The following is a 21422-nucleotide window of genomic DNA, read 5'->3' on the forward strand; positions in this document are numbered from 1 at the left end:
TTTCAAAAATGATGTCGCGTGGTCCCGCCGCCCGTCAATGGAAAGTCTGACGTTTTCGCCTAGGATGCTCGGGTGCCCATTCCCGCCTATCACCGGCTCGCGACGAGCCTCAGGGAGCGCATCCTCGCCGGGGAGTTCCGCCCCGGCGACCGCCTGCCCGTCGAGCCCGAGCTGTCGGCCGGCTACGGCGTCAGCCGCAGCACCGTCCGCGAAGCCCTGAGGTTGCTGGCCAGCCAGAACCTCATCGCGACGCTGCGCGGCGTGAGCGGCGGCAGCTTCGTGGTGACGCCGCGCCCCGACCAGATCGGCGACTACCTGCACACCAGCTTCAACCTGCTGGCCGCCGACACCCGGATCACCGTGGACCAGTTGCTGGAGATCCGCGCGCTGCTGGAGGTGCCCGCGGCCGGGCTGGCCGCGCTACGGCGCAGCCCGGCCGACCTCGCCGAGCTGCGCGCCGCGCTCTTCGATCCGGCGACGCTGCCGGTCGAGGAGATGCACGAGCCGAACAAGCGCTTCCACACGCTGCTGCTGCGCTCGTCCGGCAATCCGGTGCTCGAGGTCGTCGCCCAGCCGGTCTTCCGGGTGCTCGACGAGCGGTTCCTGCGCGAGCGGGCGCCCGGCCGGTTCTGGCACGAGGTCGACCGGGACCACCGCGAGATCCTGGCCTTCGTCGAGGCCGGCGACGAGCGGGGCGCGAGCGAGGCCGCCGGTGCGCACCTGGAGCACCTGCGCTCCACCTACCTGGCCATCGACCGGGCGAGCTGAGCGACCACGTCCGGCTCGTCCCAGACCTCCCCGTACTTGGCCTGGATGTCGAAGAGGCCGGCCTCGTGCGGACCCGCGTCGCGGTCGCCGACGGCCTGCCGTACCACGATCGGCACGAAGCCGTGCTGGATCGCGTCCACGGCCGTCGCCCGGACGCAACCGCTGGTGGAGACCCCGGCCAGCACCACCGTGTCCACCCGCAGGGCGTGCAGGGTGGAGGCCAGCGTGGTGCCGAAGAAGGAGCTGGCGTACTGCTTGACGATCACCAGCTCGCCGTGTGCGGGCGCCACCTCCGGCATGAGCCGGCCGAGGGGCCCGTCGCCGACCAGGTGGCGCAGCGGCGCCACCTTGCGGAAGAACAGCCCGCCGTCCAGGCCGTCCGCGCCGAAGGACACCCGCGTGTGCAGGACGGGTACGGCTGCCGCCCGCGCGGCGGCCAGCACCCGCGAGGCCGACTCCAGGCAGGCGCGGGAGCCGATGAACAGCTCCTCGCCCGGCTCGAAGTAGGCCCGCATGAGGTCGACCAGGAGCAGCGCCGGACGCTCACCGAAGGGCAGCGAGCGGCCGTACACCTCCTCGTGGGGCCGGATCACCGCGACACCGGGAAGAGCGACGCGGCCGGTCCGTTCTGCGCGCGGAGGAGCCGATGGAGCATGGGGAGTCCTTTCAGATGACCCTGGCGGACCTCAGGGCGGCCAGTTCCGCTGCGGAGAGGCCCAGCAGGCCGCCGTAGACCTCGTCGTTGTGCTGCCCGAGCGCGGGACCGGCGCTGCGCACCCGCCCCGGCGTGTCCGACAGCCTGGGCACCACGTTCTGCATGGCCAGCTCGCCGAAGTCCGGGTGCGGGACCCGGACGATGGCCTCCCGGGCGGCGAAGTGCGGGTCGGCGAACATGTCCTTCGCGGTGTAGATGCGTCCGGCGGGCACGCCGCTGTCGTTCAGCGTGCGCAGCAGTTCCTCGGCCGGCCGGCCGGCGGTCCAGGCGGCGATGATCTCGTCGAGCTCGGCCATGTGCTCGCCGCGCGAGCTGTGGGTGGCGTACCGGGGGTCCTTCGCGAGCTCGGGCGCCCGCATCGCGGCGGCCAGGCGCTGGAAGACGCTGTCCTGGTTGGCCGCGATGAGGATCTCCTCGCCGTCCTGGGTGGGGTAGACGTTGCTCGGCGAGACGTTGGGCAGCACAGGACCGGTGCGTTCGCGCTGGTAGGAGGCCTGCTGCCACTCGGGCAGCAGCGACTCCATCATGGCCAGGACGGCCTCGTAGATCGCCGAGTCGACCACCTGGCCCCGGCCGCTGCGCTCGCGCTGGTGCAGGGCGACGAGGGTGCCGACGCAGGCGTGGGTGGCGGCCAGCGAGTCGCCCAGGGAGATGCCGGTGCGCGACGGCGGCCGGTCGGGATCGCCGGTGACGTGGCGCAGGCCGCCCATCGCCTCGCCGATCGACCCGTAGCCCGCCCGGGGGGCGTAGGGGCCGCTCTGGCCGAAGCCGGTGACCCGCGTGATCACCAGCCGCGGGTTGATCTCGTGCAGGTCCGCCGGCGCCAGGCCCCAGCGTTCCAGCGTTCCGGGCCGGAAGTTCTCCAGGAGCACGTCCGACTCGGCCACCAGCCGCCGGACGAGGTCCTGGCCCTCGGCGGTGCGCAGGTCGCAGGTGACCGACTTCTTGTTGCGCGCCACCACCGGCCACCACAGGGACTTGCCGTACGGCTTCTCCCTGCCCCACTGCCGCATCGGGTCGCCCTCGGCCGGGTCCTCGACCTTGATGACCTCGGCGCCGAAGTCGCCGAGCAACTGGCCGCAGAACGGCCCGGCCAGCAGTTGTCCGAGCTCGACGACGCGGAGGTCGTCCAGGGGGAGCGGGCTCATGTCTGCTTCCTCGGTTTCCTCGGTCCGAGCAGCGACGCGCGCGCGGAGAACAGGTGGGCGCGCATGACCGCCTCGGCCCAGTCCGGATCTCCGGCGCGGACGGCCGCCGCGACCTCGATGTGGTGGTTGACGCTGCGCCGCATGGCTTCGGCGTCGAAGCTGGAGTAGGTGCGCAGCAGGACGGGCGAATGGATCAGGGAGCTGATCGACTGGGCGAGGACCGTGCTGCCGCCGAGCCGTACCAGACCCTGGTGGAACTCGGCGTTGAGCCGGTAGACCAGGTCCAGCTCGTCCCGCTCCGCGTGCTCCTTCACCGCGACGGCGACCTCGTGCAGCCGGTCCGCTTCCTCGATGGAGGCCGTGGCCGCGGCCTGCCGGGCGGCCAGGCCCTCGATCCGCGCCCGCAGCTCGAAGACGGTCTCCAGATCCTCGGCCGGGTACTCCACCACCCGGGCGCCGCGGTTGGCCACGATCTCGACCAGGCCCTCGGACTGCAGGCGCCGCAGAGCCTCGCGCACGGGGGTGCGGCTGACCCCCAGCGACTCGGCGAGCTCGACCTCGCCGAGCCGGTCCCCGGGGGTGTAGTGGCCGTCAAGGATCAGGTTCCTGAGATCGTCGACGATCGACATGTGTACATTCCTCCGATCGGAATGGCACCATGATGGAGAAATGGCGGCGGCTGGGCAAGGGATTGTATGCAATTCATCGACTTGGAGATCGTCGAGGTCGGCCCGCGCGACGGTCTGCAGAACGAGAGGGTGATCGTCCCCACCGCGGCGAAGGTCGCCTACATCGAGGCGCTGGTCGCCGCCGGGCTGCGGCGGATCGAGGCGGTGAGCTTCGTCCATCCGCGCCTGGTGCCGGCCATGGCCGACGCGGAGCAGGTGATGGCGCGCGTGCCGCGCGTGCCCGGCGTGCGCTACGCGGGCCTGGTGCTGAACGAGCGCGGCCTGGAGCGCGCGCTGGGGGCGGGAGTCGACGAGGTCAACGTGGTCGTGGTCGCCACCGAGACCTTCTCGCGGCGCAACCAGGGCATGTCCGTGGACGAGGCGGTCCGGGGCTTCGGCACGATCGCCGGGCGGGCACGCGGGGCCGGGCTCGGGGTGACGCTCACCGTGGCGGCGAGCTTCGGCTGCCCGTTCGAGGGCGAGGTGAGCCCGGCGTGGGTCGCCGAGCTCGTCCGGCGGTGCCCGGGCGCGCAGGAGGTCGCACTGGCCGACACGATCGGCGTCGGCGTGCCCGCCGACGTGCGCCGGCTGGCCGCCGCGGTCGGCGAGGCGACCACCGCGCCGCTGCGCTTCCACTTCCACAACACCCGCAACACCGGCTACGCCAACGCGCTCGCCGCGCTGGAGGCGGGCGCCGCGGCTCTGGACGCCAGCGCGGGCGGCATCGGCGGCTGCCCCTTCGCCCCCGCCGCGACCGGCAACATCGCCACCGAGGACCTGCTCTACCTGCTGCACCGCTCCGGCCTGCGCACCGGCGTCGACCTGCCCGCGACCCTCGCCGCCGCGGCTCTCATCGAACGGCGCCTCGGCGCCGCGGTCCCGGCGCAGCTCGGCCGTGCCGGGACGTGGCCGGTGAGCCCGGGGACCTGAACCCGCTAGCTTGTCCTGATGGCCGAACGCAAGCACGGACGCCCCGCGCCGCCCACCGAGACGACGATCATCTCCGCCGACTGGGACGGCCGTACGGTCACCGGCGAGCGTCACACGCGGGTGCTGTTCCGCGACGTGGACATGACCGAGCTGGTCAACCACCGCTCGGTCTTCGAGGAGTGCACCTTCAGCAACGTGCGCTTCAACGTCTCCACGCACGAGGACGCCGCCTTCATCAACTGCACCTTCCGCCGCTGCTCCTTCTTCGAGGCCGCCTTCGTCGGTTGCAAGCTGACCGGCAGCATGTTCGACGGCTGCAGTTTCGGCCTGCTGAAGGCCGAGGGCGGCGACTGGTCCTACGTCGGCCTGCCCGGTGCCGACCTGCGGGGCAGTACCTTCTCGGAGGTACGGCTGTGCGAAGCCGACCTGACCGGGGCCCGTCTGGCAGGCGCCCAGGTGCGGCGCTGTGACCTGTCGGGGGCCTGGCTGCACAGCGCCGACCTGTCCGGATGCGACCTGCGCGGCAGTGACCTGAGCGCGCTCGACCCGCAGGTGACCACGGTCAAGGGTGCGATCATCGACTCGGTCCAGGCCACGACGGTGGCCACGGCCCTCGGCTTCGACGTGCAGTGGTGAACTGACAGATCTACAATGTAAAGGCGCGGGGCTGTTCAGGTTCCACGGAAGAGACGAAAGGGAAGAGCACCGGCGTGACCTTCCTCGGAACGATCAGGCTCACGGGAGCACCCGCGCTGGCGGAGCTGACGGCCGCTCTCGAAGCGGCGGCCGAATCCGGCTGGGAGGCGCCCGGTGGCGTCATCCGCATCCGTGACCACCGCGTGCTCGGCCACCCGGCCGGCGCGACGGTTGAGCTGGTTCTCGCCGGCCAGCACCTGGAACTGGATCAGGCCGCAGTCGCCCTGGCCGCCCTGGGCCGTCATCTGCTGTCTCAGAGCCCCGGCCTGCCGGCGTGCACGATCAGCGCCTTGGAGATCACCACCCACGCCGGCATCGGACGGCCCCGCCGCTCCCTGCCCTCCCTTCTGGACGAGGAACTCCTCGCCCTGTCAGCCCAGTACCTGCTCGCCGCGGCGGCGCACTCCCTGCGAAGGCGCGCCGCGACCCCCGCCGTCACCGCGGACGACGTGGTCGCAGCAGCGGCCGACCACCCCTGGGCCCGGGAGCTGACCGCAGCGCTGGGCCCGCTGCTGATCAGCGCCGCCCGCCTGGAGGCCACGACCCAGGCCCGGGCGAACCTGACAGCCGGAGGCGGCGACACGGCCCTGGCCGAGGAACTCCTGCGCCGAGCCCGCGCGACAGCAGTCACCCACGCTGCCGAGGACTCCGCCGCACAAGGCCGCCGCCTCGTCGAAGACTTCGTCCGCGACCACGACCTCCGATGGAACCCCGACGTCCCGCCTTCCGGACCGGACGAGCTGCTGTGGCCGGGGATCCGGGCCCTGGCCACGCTGACCTCCTCCCTCTCGGGAGCCGCCAGCCCGTGGACGCTCCTCACCCGCTTGACCGACGACGAACTCGTCAGCGAGCTGGCCGAGAGGGAGGCCGAGCGGGTCGAGATGTCCCTCGACGGCGACGGGGAAGAAGTGGCCGGCGCCGCGCTCGCCCACGCCGCCGTCTGGCTGGCCATCCAGCGTCCGGACCTGCTGGACACCCCCGACGGCGAACGCCTCGTGTCCGGCCTCGCCGAGGACATCGCCCCCTTCCACCACCTCGCCTACTCAGCGCTGCTCATGGCCGGGGCCGCCCCCGTCACCGCCGCCATCGAGGCCACCGACGCCCAGGCGACCTTCAAGGAGGTCACACAAGCCCTCGGCCTGGAGCAACCGGACAGCGACGCTTACAACGCCCTGCACCACGCACTGGAGACCGTTTTGCAACTGGGGGAGGACCTGCCCGCCCGGTTGCGCCAGCTCTTGACGATCATCACCCTGTCAGCGGACCTCACCGCCACCGAGCTCAACCCGCGCCGTGGCCAGGGCGGCTACGTCTCCTCACCCGCCGAACTCGCCGCCGCACTGCTGCGGCACCCTTCCGAGTACGCCGCCCTCATCCTGTTCGACGGGTTGAGCTCCGACGCCCGCCTACGCCTCCACGCCTTGGCCACCACCGCCGCCTTGGACCCGTCCGCCGCCGGGTCGATGGCCGCCACCCTTCCCGACCTGACCGGCGACGCCCCGCACACCGAGCCGACCGCCCGCGCCCGCCGCTGGGTCGAAACGGCCCTGCTCACCTGGGACGGCCCCCTTCCCGACCTCGACGACGCCCCCGACGCAGGGGTGATCCTGAACGCCGTATCCGCCGGCGCCGCCGTACCCACCGACTGGCCTCTGCGCCGCGTGGTCGCCGCCTCCGCCCAGGCCGCCGCCCTCCTCGCCCACGCCGCAGGCCGAACCGATCTCCTGCGCGAGATCTTCACAGCTGCCTGAGCAGCGAACCGGTCATCCGCCCCGACCGACTCTCGCCTGCGCCTGCGCCGCCACGTCGGGGTCAGGATCGTCAAGGAGAAGCCGCGCAATGGCCGCTGGCGTCGTGGACCAGGTGGCCAGCCACCATCGCATATTGACCGATCGATCATGGGCAAGGCGCTCCATGGCGTCATGAGGGAGCCGCCCCGACTGCACCGCGGCCGCGCGGACGGCTGCGATCCTGTCGTCGGCCAGCAGGCGAAGGTGCGCGGGTGTGGCGCGCACGTTCTGGGCCGCGCCGACGCGAACCTCGGGCTCGGGGGCGGCTATCAGCGCGGCGAGGAGGTCCGCGTCGTCGGTGTACGCGGCCAGTCCCGCACGGACGGCCGGAGCAGGGTCGGCGGCGAGGGTCGCACTCGTCTCCCGATCCAGTCCACTGCGCTCGGCGAGCAGCCGACGCAGCACGTCATCAGCGGATCGGCAGATGGCTCGGCGGACCTCGACGCCGGCGCCCGGATGGTCGGGGAGCGACCACCGGACCGACCAGTGAGGGTCGTCCACCAGGGTGAGCAGCGCGTCAGGCGGGCAGGCCGGGTTCTCGGCAAGCGTCTGGCGCGTCTTCAGGTCCGGGTCCCGGGCCAGTTCACGCAGCAGCTCGGCCGGTGCGTCGGTTCGAGCGGCCAGGGCGCGCCTGACCGCGCGGGACGGATCTGCCGTCATGGGGTGAAGGATCTCCGGGGGAGTGGCGGGGTCGCTCGCCACGGTCACCCGGACACCCACCCGCTTGTCGCGGGCGCGGGCGGCCAGGTGAGCCGCTTCCGTGCTGCCGTTCGTTTCGGAGGTCTCTGGTTCTTGCTGCACGTGCCGGTCCTTTGTCGATCGGGTGCCTGGCTGATTCGGCGGGAGGCCTCCCGACACTCGGTCGGTGGAGACTACTGGTCTGGCAACGCCGGGTGCCCGGCGGGCGTCCTACCCGGAGAGGTGAGGCGGCCGGGGCTGAGGGTAGCGTCGCACCCGCGCCGAGAAGGGCTGGTCAGGACCTGCGCGAAGAGGGGGCCGAGGTGAGGACGCATGGCGGAACCGTACGGACAGCGGGCCGGGCCGCGTCCGCCGGAGCCGCTTGCCGATCAAGGCCGGATCACTATTCTTGGGCGGTCGATGAAGCGGACGGCAGTGGGAATGGTGGCGTGACGACGTTGGACGCTGATGCTCAGATCACGGACCTGGGACTGAACGAACACGCCTGCCTCACCTTCGGTGAACCGGAGGAACTGCTGGACCTCACCGCCGCCTACGTCCGCGACGGCCTGTCCGAGGGCCTGCGGGTGGTGTGGCTGAGCGAGGCGCCGCAGGACGCCACGATCGCTCTCAAACTGCGCGGCGTCTCGATGCATCCGGCCGGCCGGATGGACGTCGGCGCCTGCCAGGACGAGTTGCTGACCGGGCAGGCCTTCGCGCTCGAGCAGGCGACGAGCTGGCTGCACCGCCAGATCGAGCAGGCGGAGCGGGACGGGTGCGCGGGCTTGCGGGTGGCCCTGGACATGAGCTGGGCCCTGCGGCCGATCAGCGGCATCGAGCAGTTGCCCGCCTTCGAGCGGGAGATCGCCGCCGTGCTGGCCGGCACGACCGCCTCGGTGTTGTGCCAGTACGATCGGGAACGGTTCGACCCGGTGACGCTCGCCTCGGTGTCGGCCTTTCACACTCGCTCGGTGGCCGCGGCGACCTACCACCACGACCCGTTGCTGCGGATCTGCCGGCAGTACGCGCCGCCGGGCATCCGCCTGGCCGGGCAGATCGACAAGACGGCCGAGGACGCGCTGGCCCTGGCGCTGGCCGAGGCCATTCGCGCGGAGGGTGAGGTGACCGTCAACATGGCCGAGCTCTCCTTCATCGACCTGGCCTGCACCCGCATGATCCTCGACGCGGCGCGCAGCCTCGCCCCCACCCGGAAGGTCGTCATCCGTGGCCAAGCCGCCATCCTGGCCCGTTTCGTCCTCCTCGGCGCCGCTACGGTGCCGGGTCTCGATCTGGTGACCGTCCATGACCGGTAACGAGCCCATCGACGTTCCGCGCGCCCGGGAGCACGGCCCCGGCGATCCGCTGCCGGGCGGCCGGCTCCTGGTCGATCAGCCCTTCGACCGCGGCACGCTGTACGCGATGCGGGCCACCTTGGAAGCACATCTCGCCCACGCCGGGCTGCCTGAGGGTCGCGTGGCGGACGTGGTCATCACGATGCACGAGCTGGCCACCAACGCCGTGCTGCACGGCGCCGGCTCCGGACGGCTCCGGATCTGGCGGACGGACGGAGCCCTGCACTGCGAGGTGCACGACGCGGGCCGTCCCAAGCCCGCCGGACCGGCCGAGGCCTGGCCCTTCGAGCACGGGCACGGGCTGTGGATCGCCCGGTACCTGGCCACGCACCTCGACGTGCGGACCGGGCCGGGGGGTTCGACCGTGACGGTCGTCTTCCCTCTACCCGGGCGTGACCACCGCCTGCCGTTCAGCCTGAGCCGCCGCCGGCTCGGCGGCCACACCGTCCTGGCGCTGAGCGGCGACCTCGACCAGCACGCGGCGCGCGAGCTCGGCGCGGCGGTGGAGGCTCTGCTCGCCGGGGAGCGCACGGCGCGGCTGGTGCTCGATCTGAGCGGCATCGGCGACTGGGACGCGACCGGCGTCGCCGCGTTGATCACCGTCCAGCACCGCGTCACCGGCACGCCGGACGGCTTCCTGCTCCTGGCCGGGGTGGCGCCGGAGTTCCGTGAGCGGCTCGACGCGCTCGGCACGACCGCCTTCGCCTTCTGTGACAACGTCGACCAGGCGCAGAGCCTGATGCCGCGCCCGGCCGCCGGCGAGGCAGGCGGCCCGGCCTGAGACCCGCCTCATGGCGTTCCGGGCCGGTCAACGCCCGGGTCTCGTGGCACCTCGCGCCGGGAGTCGGGACAATACGGTCATGTCGTTGTGGAAGAAGCTCGGTATCGGCCTGCTGGTGCTGTTCGGGACGCTGCTGGTCTGCCTGATTCTGGTGATCTTCGTGCCTGGCGGGTGGAAGATCGCCCTTCCCATCCTGGCGGTGCCGGTCGTCGCCGGGTTCGGCGTGTGGGCCTGGTTCGACGGATATCATCCGCCCTCTCGGCGCGACGAGGCCCGCTGGGACGACCGGAACGAGCGGTTCCGCTGATCCAGCAGGAAAGCCGCGTCACGCCGGGGGCGGGGAATCGGTGTGGCAGGCGCCGGAGGCTCGGAAGGGTTCGGCGAGCTGGGCGAGGTAGGCCGTCGGGTAGTCCGGCTTGGCGGCCATGCCGAGCTGGTCGGAGGTGAAGCGGCGGGCCGGGTCGTAGGAGAAGGTGCCGAGCAGGTGGTCCCAGACCAGGGTGAACAGGCCGAAGTTGACGTCGCCGACCCCGGCCCACTTGAGGTGGTGGAAGCGGTGGCCCTCGTTCAGCGCGAGCACGTACTTGAGGACGCCGACCCGGTAGTCGGCGTTGGAGTGCTGTAGCAGGAGCTGGACGGCGACGGCGATGGCCAGCGCGCCGGCGACGTCGACGGGGAGCCCGATGAGGATGAGCGGAGCGACGCCGGCGCTCATCTCCAGGGTCTGGTGCAGCGGGTGCTTCATCAGGCCGTTGAAGCCGTAGAAGCGCTTGATGGAGTGGTGGACGGCGTGGAACCGCCACAGCACGCCGATCTTGTGGCTGGCGTAGTGGGTCAGGGTGATCCCGAGGTCGGCGACCACGACGGCGGCCAGCACCTGCAGGGCGAAAGGCCACGCGTGCGGCCACACGTCGGCGACCGTGACGGTGGTGGCCAGCAGCGGGATGACGCCGACGCTGACGAGCAGCAGCAGTTCGTTGACGCCGGCGTGGGCGACGTCGCGGGTGCCGTCGCCGGCCGGGGTGTTCCAGTCGCTCTCGTACGGCAGGGCACGTTCGGCCAGGAAGGAGCAGCCGATGGCGGCCGGCAGCAGGCCGACCAGCCAGAGCTTGGAAGCGCCGGAGGCGGCCAGGGCGATGGCGGTCCCGTTGACGCCGAGCAGCATGAACGGGACGTAGCCGTAGCGGATGAGGGTGCGGTGCATGCCGTACAGCCTCGTGGCGGGCGGCCCGCGGGGACTTGGACGGATCCGCTGCCTGTCACGCCCGCACGACGTGGACGAGCCGGGAGGGCGCCAGGCCGAACATCTCGTGGCAGGCGCGGGTCAGGTGGGAGCTGTCGGCGAAGCCCGCGCCGTGCGCGGCCTCGGTCAGGCCGGCGCCCTGGCGGGCCAGTTCCATGGCGCGGCGCAGGCGGAGCCAGCGCACGTAGACCGGGTAGGGCAGGCCGAGCTCGGCGGTGAACAGGTGGCCGAGGCGGCTGGCCGACAGGTGCACGGCGGAGGCCAGGTCGGTGAGCCGGACGGGCCCGGCCAGCAGGTCCGGCAGCAGGGCCAGGGCCCTCAGCAGGGCCGGGTGGCGCGGGCCCCGGGCCGGTGCGCTCCAGCCCCGCACGAGCGCACCCGGATCGCGGAGGCCGCCCACGGTCACGTCCCGGTCGGGCCTGCCGGGGTCGCCTGCGGTCACGTCCGGGCCGGGCCTGCCGGGGGCGCCCGCGGTCTCCTCTACGGCTGGCAGGAGGGTGTCGGCCGCGGCCACCCAGTCGGCGACCCGGTCGTGGCGCGGCCAGGTGACGGCGGTGAGCAGGTGACGGCCCGCGCTGCCGGCCGGGTCGAGGTACAGCATCTCGGCGCGGGCGCCGGGACCCCCGCGCACGGCGTGCCGGGCACGCGGCGGGATGATCGCCGCCCGCACCCGGAGGCAGGTGCGGTGGGCGTCGGTCACGTCCACCGTCCCGGCGGTCACGACGAGGACCTGCAGCGCGGCGTGCGCGTGCGGTCCGGTGACGCCGACCTCGCCGCTGAAGGCCAGCCAGCCCGGCCGCAGCGTGGTCGTCCCCTGCCATCCGGGGGGTGCGGGCGTGGGAATCACACGCTCATCCAACAGGCTCGCACCCCCGGCTCACCGAGCGGGCAGGCCGGACTGGGACATCTCCCAGAAGGCGGCGTAGCGCCCGCCCCGGCTCAGCAGCTCGTCGTGGCCGCCTTCCTCCACGACCCGGCCGCCGTCCAGGAAGGCGATACGGTCGGCGCGCCGGACGGTCCGGATGCGGTGCGCGACCATCACGACCGTCCGCCCGGCCATCAGGCGTTCGATGCCTTCGTGGACGGCGGCCTCGTTCACCGGGTCCAGGGCGGAGGTCACCTCGTCCAGCAGCACGACGGGCGCGTCCTTGAGCAGCGCCCGGGCGATCGAGACCCGCTGGCGCTCGCCCCCGGACAGCCGCGCGCCGCCCTCGCCGACGTTCGCCGCCCAGCCGCCCGGCAGGCGTTCGATCACCTCGTCCAGCCGCGCCGCGCTCGCCGCCGCTCGTACCTCGGCGTCGGAAGCGCCGGGGCGGCCGAGCCGTACGTTCTCCTCGATGGTCCCGTCGAAGAGGTAGACGTCCTGGAAGACGACGGCGAACCGCGCCATCAGGGCCTCGCTGCCGACGTCGCGCACGTCCACGCCGCCGAGGCGCACCGCGCCGGAGTCCACGTCGTGGAAGCGCGCGAGCAGTTGCAGCAGCGTGCTCTTGCCCGCTCCCGACGGCCCGACGACGGCGAGTCGCTGCCCCTCGGGCACCGACAGCGACACCTTGTCGATCACCGTACGGTCGCCCTGCCGGAAGGTGACGGACTCCAGCTCCAGGCCGTGGCCGGCCGGCTGGAGCGGCTGCGGCGCCTCCGGTAGCGGCTCGGTGCGCAGGAGCTCGTCGAGCCTGGCCAGCCCGGAGCGCGCGCTGCGGAGCTTGCCGCCGAGGTCGGCCAGCGAGAGCAGCGGATCGGCGCAGCGCGCGGCCAGCACCAGGATCGTCAGCACCTCCGCGACGCCGACGCTCCCGCCGAGCGCGAGGAAAGTGCCCAGCACCAGCAACCCGGTGAACACCGCCTGCACCACCAGCGTCAGGCCGATCATGCCGGGCACCACCGACACCACGGTACGGCGGGCCGCGCGCCGCAGTTCCCGCAGCGAGTCGTCGAGCGAGGTGAAGTGCCGGCCGCTCCGGCCGCCGGCGCGCAACACCGGCTGGGCCTGGAGGTATTCGATGACCCGCCCGGTCGCCTCGGTGTCACGCCGGTGGCGCTCGGCGTCGCCGGCGGCCAGCGCCCGGCCGGTCCAGACCTGGATCGCCGCCACGAGCGGTACGGCGATCAGCGCGGCCAGACCCAGGTGCCAGTCGTAGGCGGCCATCACGCCGACGATCGTCAGGGGCGTGACGACCGCGCCGAGGTAGGGCGACAGCAGGTGCGCGAGCACGCCCATCGTCTCCAGCACGCCCTGGCCGGCCAGGACCGACACCTCGCCGACCCGGCTGGCGCCGTACCACCCGAGGGGCAGCCGGGCCAGATGCTCCCCGAGGCGGTGGTACATGCCGCCCAGCAGGGTCGTCCCCGCACGGAAGCCGAACAGGTCGCTGACGTAGCGCAGCACCGCGTAGGCCGCGACCGCGCCGCCGAAGGCGACCAGCCAGGGGGCGGCCTCCCCGGGGTCGCCGCCGAACAGGCCGCGCAGCACGGGGACCAGCAGGGCGTAGGACAGACCCTCGACGACCGCGGTCAGCGTCATCAAGGCCACGGTGCGGCGCACCGGCCGGCCGTACTCCTGGCCCAGGACGCGCAGCAACAGGCGAATCATCGGTACTCCTTGGATTGCCAGAAGGCGGCGAACCTGCGGTCGCCGGCCAGGAGGTCGGCAGGTCTGCCCCGCGCGACGATCGACCCGTTCTCCAGCAGCACGGCGGTGTCGGCGCCGGCGACCGTCTCCAGGCGGTGGGCGATGACCAGGATCGTGCGATCGCCTCCCAGCGTCGCCAGCGCCTGCCGTACCGCCTGCTCGGTGTGCGGGTCGGCGAACGCGGTCGCCTCGTCCAGCACCAGCACCGGGGTGGCCGCGAGCAGGGCACGGGCGAGCGCGATCCGCTGCGCCTCACCGCCCGACAGGCCGCTCTCCTCGCCGAGCACCGTGTCGTAGCCGCGCGGCAGTTCGAGGATCCGGTCGTGGATGTGCGCCATCCGGGCGGCGCGAACCACGTCTTCCACGTCGGCATGCGGTACGGCAAGCGCGATGTTCTCCGTGACCGAGGCGCGCAGCAGGCGCACGTCCTGGAAGACGAAGGACACCAGCCGGTGGAGCGTGTCACCGCCGATCTCGCGCAGGTCGGCACCGCCCAGGGTGACGGACCCGTGGCTCGGGTCGAAGAAGCGCGGCAGCAACTGGACCAGCGTGGACTTGCCGCTGCCCGAGGGCCCGACGATCGCGGTGACCGTACCAGGTTCGAGCGTGAGGTCGATGCCGCGCAGCACCTCATGATCCTCGTCGTAGCCGAAGCGGACGCCGCGCAGCTCCACCCGGTGACCGCGCGGGGTGACGGGGCGGGTGGGCTCGGGAAGCGGCCGCACGTCGAGGACGTCCCGGATCCGGCCGAGCGCCCGGCGGGCGTTCTGCAGATCGTCGAAGCTGTGCGCGATGAGCGCCGCCACCGGAGCGGTCAGGCCCAGGCCCAGCAGCAGGAAGGGCAGCAGGTCGGCCGGGGCCAGACCGCCGGTCATGATCAGGGCCGTCCCGCCGATCAGCACGACCAGCAGCACGAACGGCGGCGACAACACCACCTGCATCCCGGCGGCGACCAAGGAGAGGCCGCGCACGAAGCGGTGGTAGATGCCGACGAAGTCGTCGGTGGCCGTGCGGAACCTGCGGTGGGTACGGCCGGCGCCGCCGAACGCCTTGACCACCGAGACGCCCTGGACGAACTCGACGACGGCACTGGCGATCCGCCCCATGGCCGCGTCGAACTGCTTCTCCTCGCGCAGCCGGGCCGGGGTCATCATCAGCGGGACGTGCGCGAGGGCCAGCGCCACCGGGATCAGCGTGATCAGCGCCAGCCGCCGGTCGACGGTGAGAAGGTAGACCAGCGAGACGAGCGGCACCACGAACGCGGCGACGAGCTCGCCGGGCGCGTGCGCGATGAACGGGTGCACGGCGCTGACGTCGTCGCCGACGACCTTGGTCAGCTCGCCGGTCCGGCGCCGGGACAGCCAGCCGATCGGCACCCGCCCCAGCCGCGCGGCCAGCAGCCGGCGCAGGGCCAGTTGCACGTGGCCGTCGAGCAGGTGCCCGATCGCAGTGGACGCGGCGGTGCACAGCAGCCGGACGAGCAGGCCGGCCGCACCGGCGATCACGACGAGCCAGACCTGATCGTGATCGATCGGGCCGGGCGCCAGCAGGCGGCGCCCCAGCTCGACGACCGCCAGCAGCGGCGCCAGACCCGCGACGGCGCCGGCCACCTGCAGGAGGACGACGGCCGCGAAGCTCCACCGGTGGGGGCGCAGCAGCTCGGCCACGGATCGCCCGCCGGTGTCGTCGGTCGTGGTCATCGTTCCCCTGCCGGGGCGGTGCCCGCCGCCAGGCCGTACAGGGCCGCGAGCGCGTCGTCGATGGGATGGGGCTGCGGCCGGCCCGAAGGGTCGAGCCGGTTCCACCGCTGCATGGTCACCGCGACGGCCATCTGCCGCCGGCCGTCGGCGCTGACCATGGCCAGGGTGCCGCCGCCCCAGACGGTGCCGCCGTGTCCCCAGAAGGTGCCGCCGGGCGTCTCCATCGGGTACAGGCCCAGCCCATAGTCGATGATCTTGCTCTCCTGGGAGATGACACGGACGGTGCGCCGCATCTGCGCCAGCGTCGCCGGGCTGACGATCTCACCGGCGAACAGCAGGGCGTAGAACCGGTTGAGATCGGCGACCGTCGAGATCAGTGAAGCCGACGGCCCCGCGTAGGACATGTCGAAGACGCTGAAGTCGCGCGGGGGATCGATCATGCCGAACCACGACTCGTAGATCCGCGCGTGCGGCCCGTCGACCTGCGGCCCGTCGGGGAACCCGGTGTCACGCAGCCCGGCGCGTTCGATCACGTCCTGGGCGATGTACTGCTCGGCGGTCGTCCCGGTCACCTGCTCCAGCAGTTGGGCGAGGAGCAGGTAGTTGGTGTTGGAGTACAGCCCCGGCATGCCGCCCGGGGCGCCGGCGGCAGGGGCGGCGACCCCGATCTCGATCAGCTCGACGGGGTCGAACCGGGTGAACCGGTGCTCGTCCATGCTCTCCGGCCCGGTGCCGGCGAGGTCGGGGAACGTCTTGAAGGAGGAGTAGACGTAGGGGAGGTACTCGGCCAGGCCGCTGGTGTGGTTGATCAGCATCCGGACGGTGATCGCGTCGCCTCGATCCCCGGGGACCAGCTTCGGGAGATAGCGGCCGATCGGCGCGTCCAGCCCGATCTGACCGCTCTCGACCTGGCGCAGGACCGCGGCGGCGGTGAAGGTCTTGGTGACGCTGCCGACCCGGTGCCGCAGGCCGGGGGTGATCGGGCGGCCGGTGGCGAGGTCGGCGACCCCGGCGGCGCCGCGCCAGACCTGGTCGCCGTCCCGCACCTCGGCGAACACGCCCGGCATCCCGGCGCGGTGGATGTTCTCCAGGGCGGCGTCGAGCTTCTCGATGTCCAAGGGGTTGGTCACGACAGGTGTCCTTTCGTAGTCCCAGGACGAGCACGCGGGGTGGCGGGCTCATGTCCTCATTATGCACGCACTGCGTGCAACACCAAGTGCATGGGCTAGGCTGGGACCGTCGAGAGGAGCACGATGGCGGGCCGAAGGCGCTGGTCGACCGAGGAGATCCTGGACGCGGCGGCGGAGATGCTGCGTACGAGCGACACCGAGTCGTTCAGCGTGCGCAAGCTCGCCGCGGTGCTCGGGACCGACTCCTCCAGCCTGTACCGGCACTTCCGCAACAAGACCGAGCTGCTGCGGGCGGTCGCCGACCGGATCCTGCTGTCCGCCATGGACGGCTACCGCCCCGAGGGCGACTGGAAGCAGCGCATCCTGACCATGGCCCGGCAGGTGCGAGAGGCCTTCGGCCAGCACCCCCAGCTCGCCGCGGTCTGGGCGCGCTACGCCTCGGGCGGGACCGGCTCCCGGCTCATCGTCGACGAGACGCTGCAGGCGCTTCGCGCTTCCGGGCTGCCCGAGGAGCAGATCCCCTTGTGCTACCACCGGATCGCGGTGCTCATCGCCGCGCTGGTCGCCTCCGAGGCCGGGTTCGCCACCGTTCCGCCCGAGGAGCACGAGCAGGGGATGGAGCAGTTCCGCGTCGCCGTCCTGGGCGCCGACCCCGAACGCTTCCCAGCCCTGGCCCACTTCGCCCGCGACATCCGCCCCCTCGGAGGGGACCGAGAGGCGGCGTTCGAGGAGATCCTCGCCGTCCAGCTCGCCCACGTCGAGGCTTTGGCAGGCACGCGCTAGCCGGCGGGCCTTGAGGACCCGTGCTCGGCGCGATCCCGTCATCTACGATCTTCAGGTGCAGCCTGTGGCGCAGCTTCTCCCCGGGTTGGTGGCGTGCGTGCTCCTGGCCGCGTGCGCCCCCAGAGGCCCGCTCTGCGGACCATGCGCAAACACCAACGAGGTGCTGATCCTCGAGCCCGCCGAATCGCGCCTACTTCAGTCCCTCGACGGCTTCGCTCGAGGGCCTCAAACGGTGGGCCGGGACGGGCGCGCGCGTCACCTTGTGGGACGCCACCGGCTCCGTCATCGCCCGCAGTAGGGCTATCTTCGAATACGTCGAGTCGCCACCTGGATCATGCGAGTGCCCCAAGAACCGGGCACTTATCGAGCTCGTTCGTATGTGACGAATGTGGGACGGCTCCGCCCCTCTTGGATCTGCCCTCGCCGATCGGCTCGGAGGGTGCGGGGCGGGTGCTGGCGCTGGGTGCGGGAGTCGCCGGGCTCGCGGTGGGCGACCGGGTGGCGTGGGCGACCTGGTTGGGGTCCTATGCCGAGAAGGCGGTGATCCCGGCGGACCGCTTGGTGAAGGTGCCGGACGACGTGGGCTGGGCACCGACCTGGCCGCGGCGGCGCGGCCAGCGGTCCGGTCCCGCCGATCGAGGTCCAGGAGCTCAACCGGAACGGCTCGCTCTTCCTGACCAGGCCGAATCTGGACCACCACGTCGAGACCCGCGAGGAGCTGGAGTGGCGGGCTCGCGAGCTGTTCGAGTGGCTGGCTCGGGGCGAGCTGACGATCGATGTCTCCCGTCGCTATCGGCTGTCGGAGGCACGGCAGGCGCACGAGGACCTGGCGGCTCGCCGTACCAGCGGAAAGCTGTTGCTCATCCCTTGACGGCACCCTCCTTCTTCGACTCACGCGGGGACGGCCGGGGTGAGTCCCGACGCCGTCTCGCGAGGTGCGGGTGAGCTGGAGCAGGGACGGGCGCGGGCTGGCCCTCGGTCGACGGCAAGGACTCCGAAGCGGTCGTGGCGCTGGAGTGCTTGGAGGGGGTCTTCGAACCCTTCGTTCACCTATGTCGGGAGATGCTCGGCATCATCCTCATCGGCACCCGATTCCTGCTCCAGCCCTTCGCCTCCGCGGCGTGCTACGGAACCCTCGTTCCCGTGAACGCCTTCCCGCCCGCGCCATCACCGCAGGCGTCGTCCTCCACCACCACCTTCGCCCCGCTGAGCGACATGCTGGCCGTCCTCAAGAACAAGGGGCCCCAAGAAGGGGCGCACGGCCTGACGGCCGCGGTGACGGCGGCGGCAGCAGTGGTGCTCATCCTCGGGTGCGGCGTTCCTCGCACACCGTCGCATCACGGTTATTATGTGATCATTCGGACATGCCTCCTCTCGCCTCCGCCTCCGGCACCTGGCAGCTCGGCCAACTGACCGTCAACCGGATGGGCTTCGGCGCCATGCGCCTCACCGGCACAGCCGCCTTCGACCTGGGGCAGGTACGACCTCGTCAGCCCGCCCTCGACGTCCTCCGCCTGGCCGTCGACCATGGCGTCAACCACATCGACACCGCCGCCTTCTACTTCTCCCCGCTCCGCTCCGCCAACGAGCTCATCAACCGCGCGCTCGCGCCGTACCCAGACGATCTGGTCATCGCCACCAAAGTCGGCCCCGGCCGCGACCCGGCGGGGGACTGGTGGTGGGCCACCCCCGAGCAACTGCGCGGCCAGGTCGAGGAGAACATCCGCCAGCTCGGCACCGACCACCTCGACCTGGTCAACCTGCGCGCCGCCAACACCCGCGACTCCATCTCGGAGCTCTTCGGCGCCCTGGCCGACCTGCGGCAGGAAGGCCTGATCAGGGAACTGGGCGTCTCCCAGGTCAGCCCTGCGCAGCTCGCCGAAGCCGAAGCCATCGCCCCCGTGGTCTGCGTGCAGAACTCCTTCGGCGTAGACGCTCCCGAGCGACAACGCGAGTTCGTCCGCGCCTGCGGAGAGCGCGGAATCGCCTTCGTCCCCTTCTTCGCCATGGCGGGCGCGGGCCGCGAACAGGGCCCGGGCACCGAGCAGAACGACGCAGTGACCAAGCTGGCCGCGGCCCGCGGCGTCTCACCCGCCCAGATCCGCCTGGCTTGGACCCTTCACCAGGGCCCCAACGTCCTGGCCATCCCCGGCACAGGGAACCCGGCCCATCTCCTGGAAAACCTGGCCGCCGCCGATCTCCGTCTCACCCAGGACGAACTCGCCCTCCTGTGACCTCCAGGCCACTGCTGAGCTGGAAGGGCCGGCTCCTGGCCGACTGACCGCCCTGGCCGCTGCGCCGTCGATACCGGACTCGCCTGGATCTTCCAGTCGCCGGTCGGAGGCACAAGGTCACCGGACCCCAGGTGACCGACCCGCCGTCCGTGGGCACGTTGGGCGCCGCCGCGCCCGGTCCGGTGGGCGGCTTGCGTGGCCAGTGCGGGTGCCGTGGTGTACGGCTTGCCGCACCTGTGGTCAGGATAGGCCTGCCGGCGATGCTCCCGGGCAGACGGGCAGCGCGGCCGTCGGCTAATGAGGGTTCGGCGTGCTCTCTCGGTCGCGGCGGCCGGTCCGCTCGCTCTCGTCCATCGGCGGCTGCGACCTTCGCCGCCAAGCACGCGCATCCACAGGCCGCCCGGGGCCTGCTGTGGTACGCCGACTTCCTGGTCCTCGGCGTGGCCACCTGGCACTACCGGCGCCGGAGGCGCACCCCCCGAGCGCGAGCGGGTCAGTCGAGCAGGGCCGTTGCCTCGACCTCCACCAGCACGTCCGGCTCGAAGAGGTAGTCGACGCCGATGAGGGAGGCCGGCGGCATGGGGAGCTGGAGGCCGATCTCGTCGGCGACGGCCTCGACACCGGCCATGAGGTCGCTGATCTTCTCCGGGCTCCACCGGGTGACGTAGAAGGTCAGGCGCAGGACGTCGGCGAACGAGGCGCCCGCGCCGGTCAGGCCGAGGGCGGTGTTCCGCAGGGCCTGCGCGACCTGGCCGGCGAGGTCGCCGGGTGCGACCGGGGTCCCGTCGGCCAGGCGGGCGACCTGCCCGCTGACGTGCACCTGCGTCGTGCCGGTGCCGATGGCCACGTGGTGGTAGGGGGTGGGCTGCGGCAGGCCGGCGGGGGTGAAGTGCTTGACGCTCATGGGTGTTTCTCCTCGTCGAAGTAGGTATCTGTAAGCTACCTAGTAGGCCAAGGACACTTCAACGAGACCAGGTTTCACCATGGATACCGACGGCGAACTGCGGATCGACGCCCCGCACCGCGAACTCCTCGATCAGGTGCTGGACAAGTGGTCCCTCGGCGTGCTCAACGAACTGTGTGAACGCCCCTGCCGCTTCAACGAGCTGCGACGGGCCCTTCCCGCGGTCACCCAGAAGTCGCTGACCGCGACCCTGCGCCGCCTCGAGCGCAACGGGGTGGTCGAACGCGAGGTCATCTCCACGCGCCCGGTCGCGGTCAGGTACCGGATCACGCCTCTGGGCAAGACCTTGCGGCCACCCGTCGACGTCCTGCTGGCATGGGCCTCCGAGCACATGCCGGCCGTCGAACGAGCCCGCGAAGCCTTCGACGCCCGAGACGACCAGAGCTGAGCCTCGATCGGCAGGCGGTCAAGGGAGGGACCTCCCGGCTCACCTCGGCCGGGTCAGGAGCGGAAGCGCGGTCATGCCGTGCCGCCTGAGCCGTGGCCGCACGAAGCCATGGAAGCTGGGACGAGTGAGCTGGCCCAGCAGGAACGGCAGCGGCCCGCCCGGGATGCGGGCGTAGTTGATCAGCGCGAACGGCGCCTCACCCACCGGTCGCAGCGGGAGCGAGTTGTCGACGCCGATCACGTCGGTGTACCACCCGGCGACCGACTTCCACCCGGCGACCGCGGCGTCGCCGGACGGGGCGAGGAAGTGGTTGAACAGGTAGAACCCGGTCGACGGGTGCTCGGTGTCGCCCAGCGTGACCGGGTTGACCGCCGGGACCACCAGGCTCGCCCCGATCTCGGCGAACGGCGTCGAGGCGCGGACCGCTTCGACGGTGTCCGGCGAGGTGGTCTCCACCAGCATCGTCACGTCGAAGCGCGGCATGCCCTTCAGCGGCGGGATCAGCACCGCCTCGAAGACCCGCGCCCGGACCACGTCCGGCCGCGCGGAGAGCTGCTGCGCCAGAACGCGGCACCGCTCGACCACCCCCTCCCGCTCGGCGCTGCGCCCGGCCCGCGGCAGCGCGGGCGGATCGACCGACAGGCCCAGGTAGAGGTATCCCGAGCTGGTAGGCGGGCCGAACGCCGGTTCCGGGTGGGTGTCGTCTCTGGCGGTCATCTCGGCCGTCTCCTCTCTTGGCTTCCGGTTCTCATCCAACCGACGAGACACCCCGGCGAAAGGTGAGCCGCGCGATCGCCGCTGCCCGGCCGGGTCGCGTAACGG

Annotated in this window: 23 protein-coding genes; 12 read left to right on the top strand and 11 right to left on the bottom strand. The window is 72.1% G+C overall.

What is annotated here, in order from left to right; genetic code table 11:
• Window positions 1–72 precede the first annotated feature (72 nt).
• A complete protein-coding gene (locus tag AB0I67_RS20960; RefSeq protein WP_357925918.1) occupies window positions 73–768 on the top strand; it encodes an FCD domain-containing protein in 696 nt (231 codons plus the stop codon).
• On the opposite strand, the gene AB0I67_RS20965 is transcribed toward AB0I67_RS20960, so the two are convergent.
• The 3 genes from AB0I67_RS20965 to AB0I67_RS20975 all read right to left on the bottom strand — a co-directional run bounded on the left by AB0I67_RS20965 (window position 741) and on the right by AB0I67_RS20975 (window position 3260).
• The gene (locus AB0I67_RS20965) at window positions 741–1361 is read right to left on the bottom strand and encodes an isochorismatase family protein (protein ID WP_357925921.1); all 621 of its coding nucleotides are present in this window, start codon (window positions 1359–1361) and stop codon (window positions 741–743) included. The two genes, AB0I67_RS20960 and AB0I67_RS20965, sit on opposite strands and share 28 nt — an antisense overlap.
• Before the next feature lie 73 nt (window positions 1362–1434).
• Window positions 1435–2631: a CoA transferase gene (locus AB0I67_RS20970; protein WP_357925923.1), complete on the bottom strand. Its 1197-nt coding sequence runs from the start codon at window positions 2629–2631 to the stop codon at window positions 1435–1437.
• On the bottom strand, window positions 2628–3260 hold the full coding sequence (locus tag AB0I67_RS20975) for a GntR family transcriptional regulator (protein WP_357925925.1): 633 nt from the start codon (window positions 3258–3260) through the stop codon (window positions 2628–2630). The genes AB0I67_RS20970 and AB0I67_RS20975 overlap by 4 nt, the downstream gene beginning before the upstream one ends.
• A 66-nt stretch (window positions 3261–3326) precedes the next feature.
• Here AB0I67_RS20975 and AB0I67_RS20980 point away from each other — a divergent pair, with 66 nt between their 5' ends.
• The 3 genes from AB0I67_RS20980 to AB0I67_RS20990 all read left to right on the top strand — a co-directional run bounded on the left by AB0I67_RS20980 (window position 3327) and on the right by AB0I67_RS20990 (window position 6676).
• On the top strand, window positions 3327–4229 hold the full coding sequence (locus AB0I67_RS20980; RefSeq protein ID WP_357925927.1) for a hydroxymethylglutaryl-CoA lyase: 903 nt from the start codon (window positions 3327–3329) through the stop codon (window positions 4227–4229).
• Window positions 4230–4247: 18 nt separating this feature from the next.
• The gene (locus AB0I67_RS20985; protein ID WP_357925929.1) at window positions 4248–4865 is read left to right on the top strand and encodes a pentapeptide repeat-containing protein; all 618 of its coding nucleotides are present in this window, start codon (window positions 4248–4250) and stop codon (window positions 4863–4865) included.
• A 74-nt stretch (window positions 4866–4939) separates the two neighbouring features.
• Window positions 4940–6676, top strand: a complete 1737-nt coding sequence (locus AB0I67_RS20990; protein WP_357925932.1) for a hypothetical protein — start codon at window positions 4940–4942, stop codon at window positions 6674–6676.
• A 12-nt stretch (window positions 6677–6688) separates the two neighbouring features.
• Here AB0I67_RS20990 and AB0I67_RS20995 read toward each other — a convergent pair whose 3' ends face one another.
• A complete protein-coding gene (locus AB0I67_RS20995) occupies window positions 6689–7516 on the bottom strand; it encodes a hypothetical protein (protein ID WP_357925933.1) in 828 nt (275 codons plus the stop codon).
• A 326-nt stretch (window positions 7517–7842) separates the two neighbouring features.
• Between AB0I67_RS20995 and AB0I67_RS21000 the strand changes: the two genes are divergently transcribed.
• The 3 genes from AB0I67_RS21000 to AB0I67_RS21010 all read left to right on the top strand — a co-directional run bounded on the left by AB0I67_RS21000 (window position 7843) and on the right by AB0I67_RS21010 (window position 9833).
• Complete coding sequence (locus tag AB0I67_RS21000; protein ID WP_357925936.1) at window positions 7843–8706, top strand: MEDS domain-containing protein; 864 nt, start codon at window positions 7843–7845, stop codon at window positions 8704–8706.
• The gene (locus tag AB0I67_RS21005) at window positions 8696–9526 is read left to right on the top strand and encodes an ATP-binding protein (protein WP_357925939.1); all 831 of its coding nucleotides are present in this window, start codon (window positions 8696–8698) and stop codon (window positions 9524–9526) included. Before AB0I67_RS21000 ends, AB0I67_RS21005 begins: the two co-directional genes overlap by 11 nt.
• A 79-nt stretch (window positions 9527–9605) precedes the next feature.
• Window positions 9606–9833: a hypothetical protein gene (locus AB0I67_RS21010; protein WP_357925941.1), complete on the top strand. Its 228-nt coding sequence runs from the start codon at window positions 9606–9608 to the stop codon at window positions 9831–9833.
• 18 nt (window positions 9834–9851) lie between these two features.
• Here AB0I67_RS21010 and AB0I67_RS21015 read toward each other — a convergent pair whose 3' ends face one another.
• Genes AB0I67_RS21015 through AB0I67_RS21035 form a run of 5 tightly spaced genes read right to left on the bottom strand, consistent with a single transcriptional unit; the run spans window position 9852 to window position 16231 of the window.
• The gene (locus AB0I67_RS21015; RefSeq protein WP_357925944.1) at window positions 9852–10730 is read right to left on the bottom strand and encodes a sterol desaturase family protein; all 879 of its coding nucleotides are present in this window, start codon (window positions 10728–10730) and stop codon (window positions 9852–9854) included.
• A 55-nt stretch (window positions 10731–10785) separates the two neighbouring features.
• The gene (locus AB0I67_RS21020; protein WP_357925947.1) at window positions 10786–11628 is read right to left on the bottom strand and encodes a helix-turn-helix transcriptional regulator; all 843 of its coding nucleotides are present in this window, start codon (window positions 11626–11628) and stop codon (window positions 10786–10788) included.
• An 18-nt stretch (window positions 11629–11646) separates the two neighbouring features.
• On the bottom strand, window positions 11647–13362 hold the full coding sequence (locus tag AB0I67_RS21025; RefSeq protein WP_357925949.1) for an ABC transporter ATP-binding protein: 1716 nt from the start codon (window positions 13360–13362) through the stop codon (window positions 11647–11649).
• Window positions 13359–15101: an ABC transporter ATP-binding protein gene (locus tag AB0I67_RS21030; protein WP_357925952.1), complete on the bottom strand. Its 1743-nt coding sequence runs from the start codon at window positions 15099–15101 to the stop codon at window positions 13359–13361. Before AB0I67_RS21030 ends, AB0I67_RS21025 begins: the two co-directional genes overlap by 4 nt.
• A complete protein-coding gene (locus tag AB0I67_RS21035; RefSeq protein WP_357925955.1) occupies window positions 15098–16231 on the bottom strand; it encodes a serine hydrolase domain-containing protein in 1134 nt (377 codons plus the stop codon). Before AB0I67_RS21035 ends, AB0I67_RS21030 begins: the two co-directional genes overlap by 4 nt.
• 123 nt (window positions 16232–16354) lie before the next feature.
• On the opposite strand from AB0I67_RS21035, the gene AB0I67_RS21040 reads away from it, so the two are divergent.
• The 4 genes from AB0I67_RS21040 (at window position 16355) to AB0I67_RS21055 (ending at window position 19248) form a co-directional block, all read left to right on the top strand.
• Window positions 16355–17014 carry a TetR/AcrR family transcriptional regulator gene (locus AB0I67_RS21040; RefSeq protein WP_357925958.1) on the top strand — a complete coding sequence of 220 codons (660 nt, stop codon included), beginning with the start codon at window positions 16355–16357 and terminating at the stop codon, window positions 17012–17014.
• A 718-nt stretch (window positions 17015–17732) separates the two neighbouring features.
• Entirely contained in the window at window positions 17733–17885 is a 153-nt protein-coding gene (locus AB0I67_RS21045) for a zinc-binding dehydrogenase (protein ID WP_357926353.1), read from the top strand.
• A 191-nt stretch (window positions 17886–18076) separates the two neighbouring features.
• The gene (locus tag AB0I67_RS21050) at window positions 18077–18427 is read left to right on the top strand and encodes a hypothetical protein (RefSeq protein ID WP_357925961.1); all 351 of its coding nucleotides are present in this window, start codon (window positions 18077–18079) and stop codon (window positions 18425–18427) included.
• A complete protein-coding gene (locus AB0I67_RS21055; RefSeq protein WP_357925964.1) occupies window positions 18379–19248 on the top strand; it encodes an aldo/keto reductase in 870 nt (289 codons plus the stop codon). Before AB0I67_RS21050 ends, AB0I67_RS21055 begins: the two co-directional genes overlap by 49 nt.
• Window positions 19249–19741: 493 nt before the next feature.
• On the opposite strand, the gene AB0I67_RS21060 is transcribed toward AB0I67_RS21055, so the two are convergent.
• Entirely contained in the window at window positions 19742–20152 is a 411-nt protein-coding gene (locus tag AB0I67_RS21060; protein WP_357925968.1) for a Rid family hydrolase, read from the bottom strand.
• Window positions 20153–20231: 79 nt separating this feature from the next.
• On the opposite strand from AB0I67_RS21060, the gene AB0I67_RS21065 reads away from it, so the two are divergent.
• Complete coding sequence (locus tag AB0I67_RS21065) at window positions 20232–20600, top strand: helix-turn-helix domain-containing protein (RefSeq protein ID WP_357925971.1); 369 nt, start codon at window positions 20232–20234, stop codon at window positions 20598–20600.
• 39 nt (window positions 20601–20639) lie between these two features.
• Here AB0I67_RS21065 and AB0I67_RS21070 read toward each other — a convergent pair whose 3' ends face one another.
• Entirely contained in the window at window positions 20640–21317 is a 678-nt protein-coding gene (locus tag AB0I67_RS21070; protein WP_357925973.1) for a hypothetical protein, read from the bottom strand.
• Window positions 21318–21422 lie beyond the last annotated feature (105 nt).

Source organism: Nonomuraea sp. NPDC050310, assembly GCF_040655795.1.
Taxonomy (GTDB): domain Bacteria; phylum Actinomycetota; class Actinomycetes; order Streptosporangiales; family Streptosporangiaceae; genus Nonomuraea.

Excerpts from the sequence above, each read along its gene's own strand:
- AB0I67_RS20970 (WP_357925923.1), bottom strand. The coding sequence starts at position 2,631 with ATGAGCCCGCTCCCCCTGGACGACCTCCGCGTCGTCGAGCTCGGACAA.
- AB0I67_RS20975 (WP_357925925.1), bottom strand. The coding sequence starts at position 3,260 with ATGTCGATCGTCGACGATCTCAGGAACCTGATCCTTGACGGCCACTAC.
- AB0I67_RS20980 (WP_357925927.1), top strand. The coding sequence starts at position 3,327 with ATGCAATTCATCGACTTGGAGATCGTCGAGGTCGGCCCGCGCGACGGT.
- AB0I67_RS20985 (WP_357925929.1), top strand. The coding sequence starts at position 4,248 with ATGGCCGAACGCAAGCACGGACGCCCCGCGCCGCCCACCGAGACGACG.
- AB0I67_RS21005 (WP_357925939.1), top strand. The coding sequence starts at position 8,696 with ATGACCGGTAACGAGCCCATCGACGTTCCGCGCGCCCGGGAGCACGGC.
- AB0I67_RS21010 (WP_357925941.1), top strand. The coding sequence starts at position 9,606 with ATGTCGTTGTGGAAGAAGCTCGGTATCGGCCTGCTGGTGCTGTTCGGG.
- AB0I67_RS21015 (WP_357925944.1), bottom strand. The coding sequence starts at position 10,730 with ATGCACCGCACCCTCATCCGCTACGGCTACGTCCCGTTCATGCTGCTC.
- AB0I67_RS21025 (WP_357925949.1), bottom strand. The coding sequence starts at position 13,362 with ATGATTCGCCTGTTGCTGCGCGTCCTGGGCCAGGAGTACGGCCGGCCG.
- AB0I67_RS21030 (WP_357925952.1), bottom strand. The coding sequence starts at position 15,101 with ATGACCACGACCGACGACACCGGCGGGCGATCCGTGGCCGAGCTGCTG.
- AB0I67_RS21040 (WP_357925958.1), top strand. The coding sequence starts at position 16,355 with ATGGCGGGCCGAAGGCGCTGGTCGACCGAGGAGATCCTGGACGCGGCG.
- AB0I67_RS21050 (WP_357925961.1), top strand. The coding sequence starts at position 18,077 with ATGCTCGGCATCATCCTCATCGGCACCCGATTCCTGCTCCAGCCCTTC.
- AB0I67_RS21055 (WP_357925964.1), top strand. The coding sequence starts at position 18,379 with ATGCCTCCTCTCGCCTCCGCCTCCGGCACCTGGCAGCTCGGCCAACTG.
- AB0I67_RS21060 (WP_357925968.1), bottom strand. The coding sequence starts at position 20,152 with ATGAGCGTCAAGCACTTCACCCCCGCCGGCCTGCCGCAGCCCACCCCC.
- AB0I67_RS21065 (WP_357925971.1), top strand. The coding sequence starts at position 20,232 with ATGGATACCGACGGCGAACTGCGGATCGACGCCCCGCACCGCGAACTC.
- AB0I67_RS21070 (WP_357925973.1), bottom strand. The coding sequence starts at position 21,317 with ATGACCGCCAGAGACGACACCCACCCGGAACCGGCGTTCGGCCCGCCT.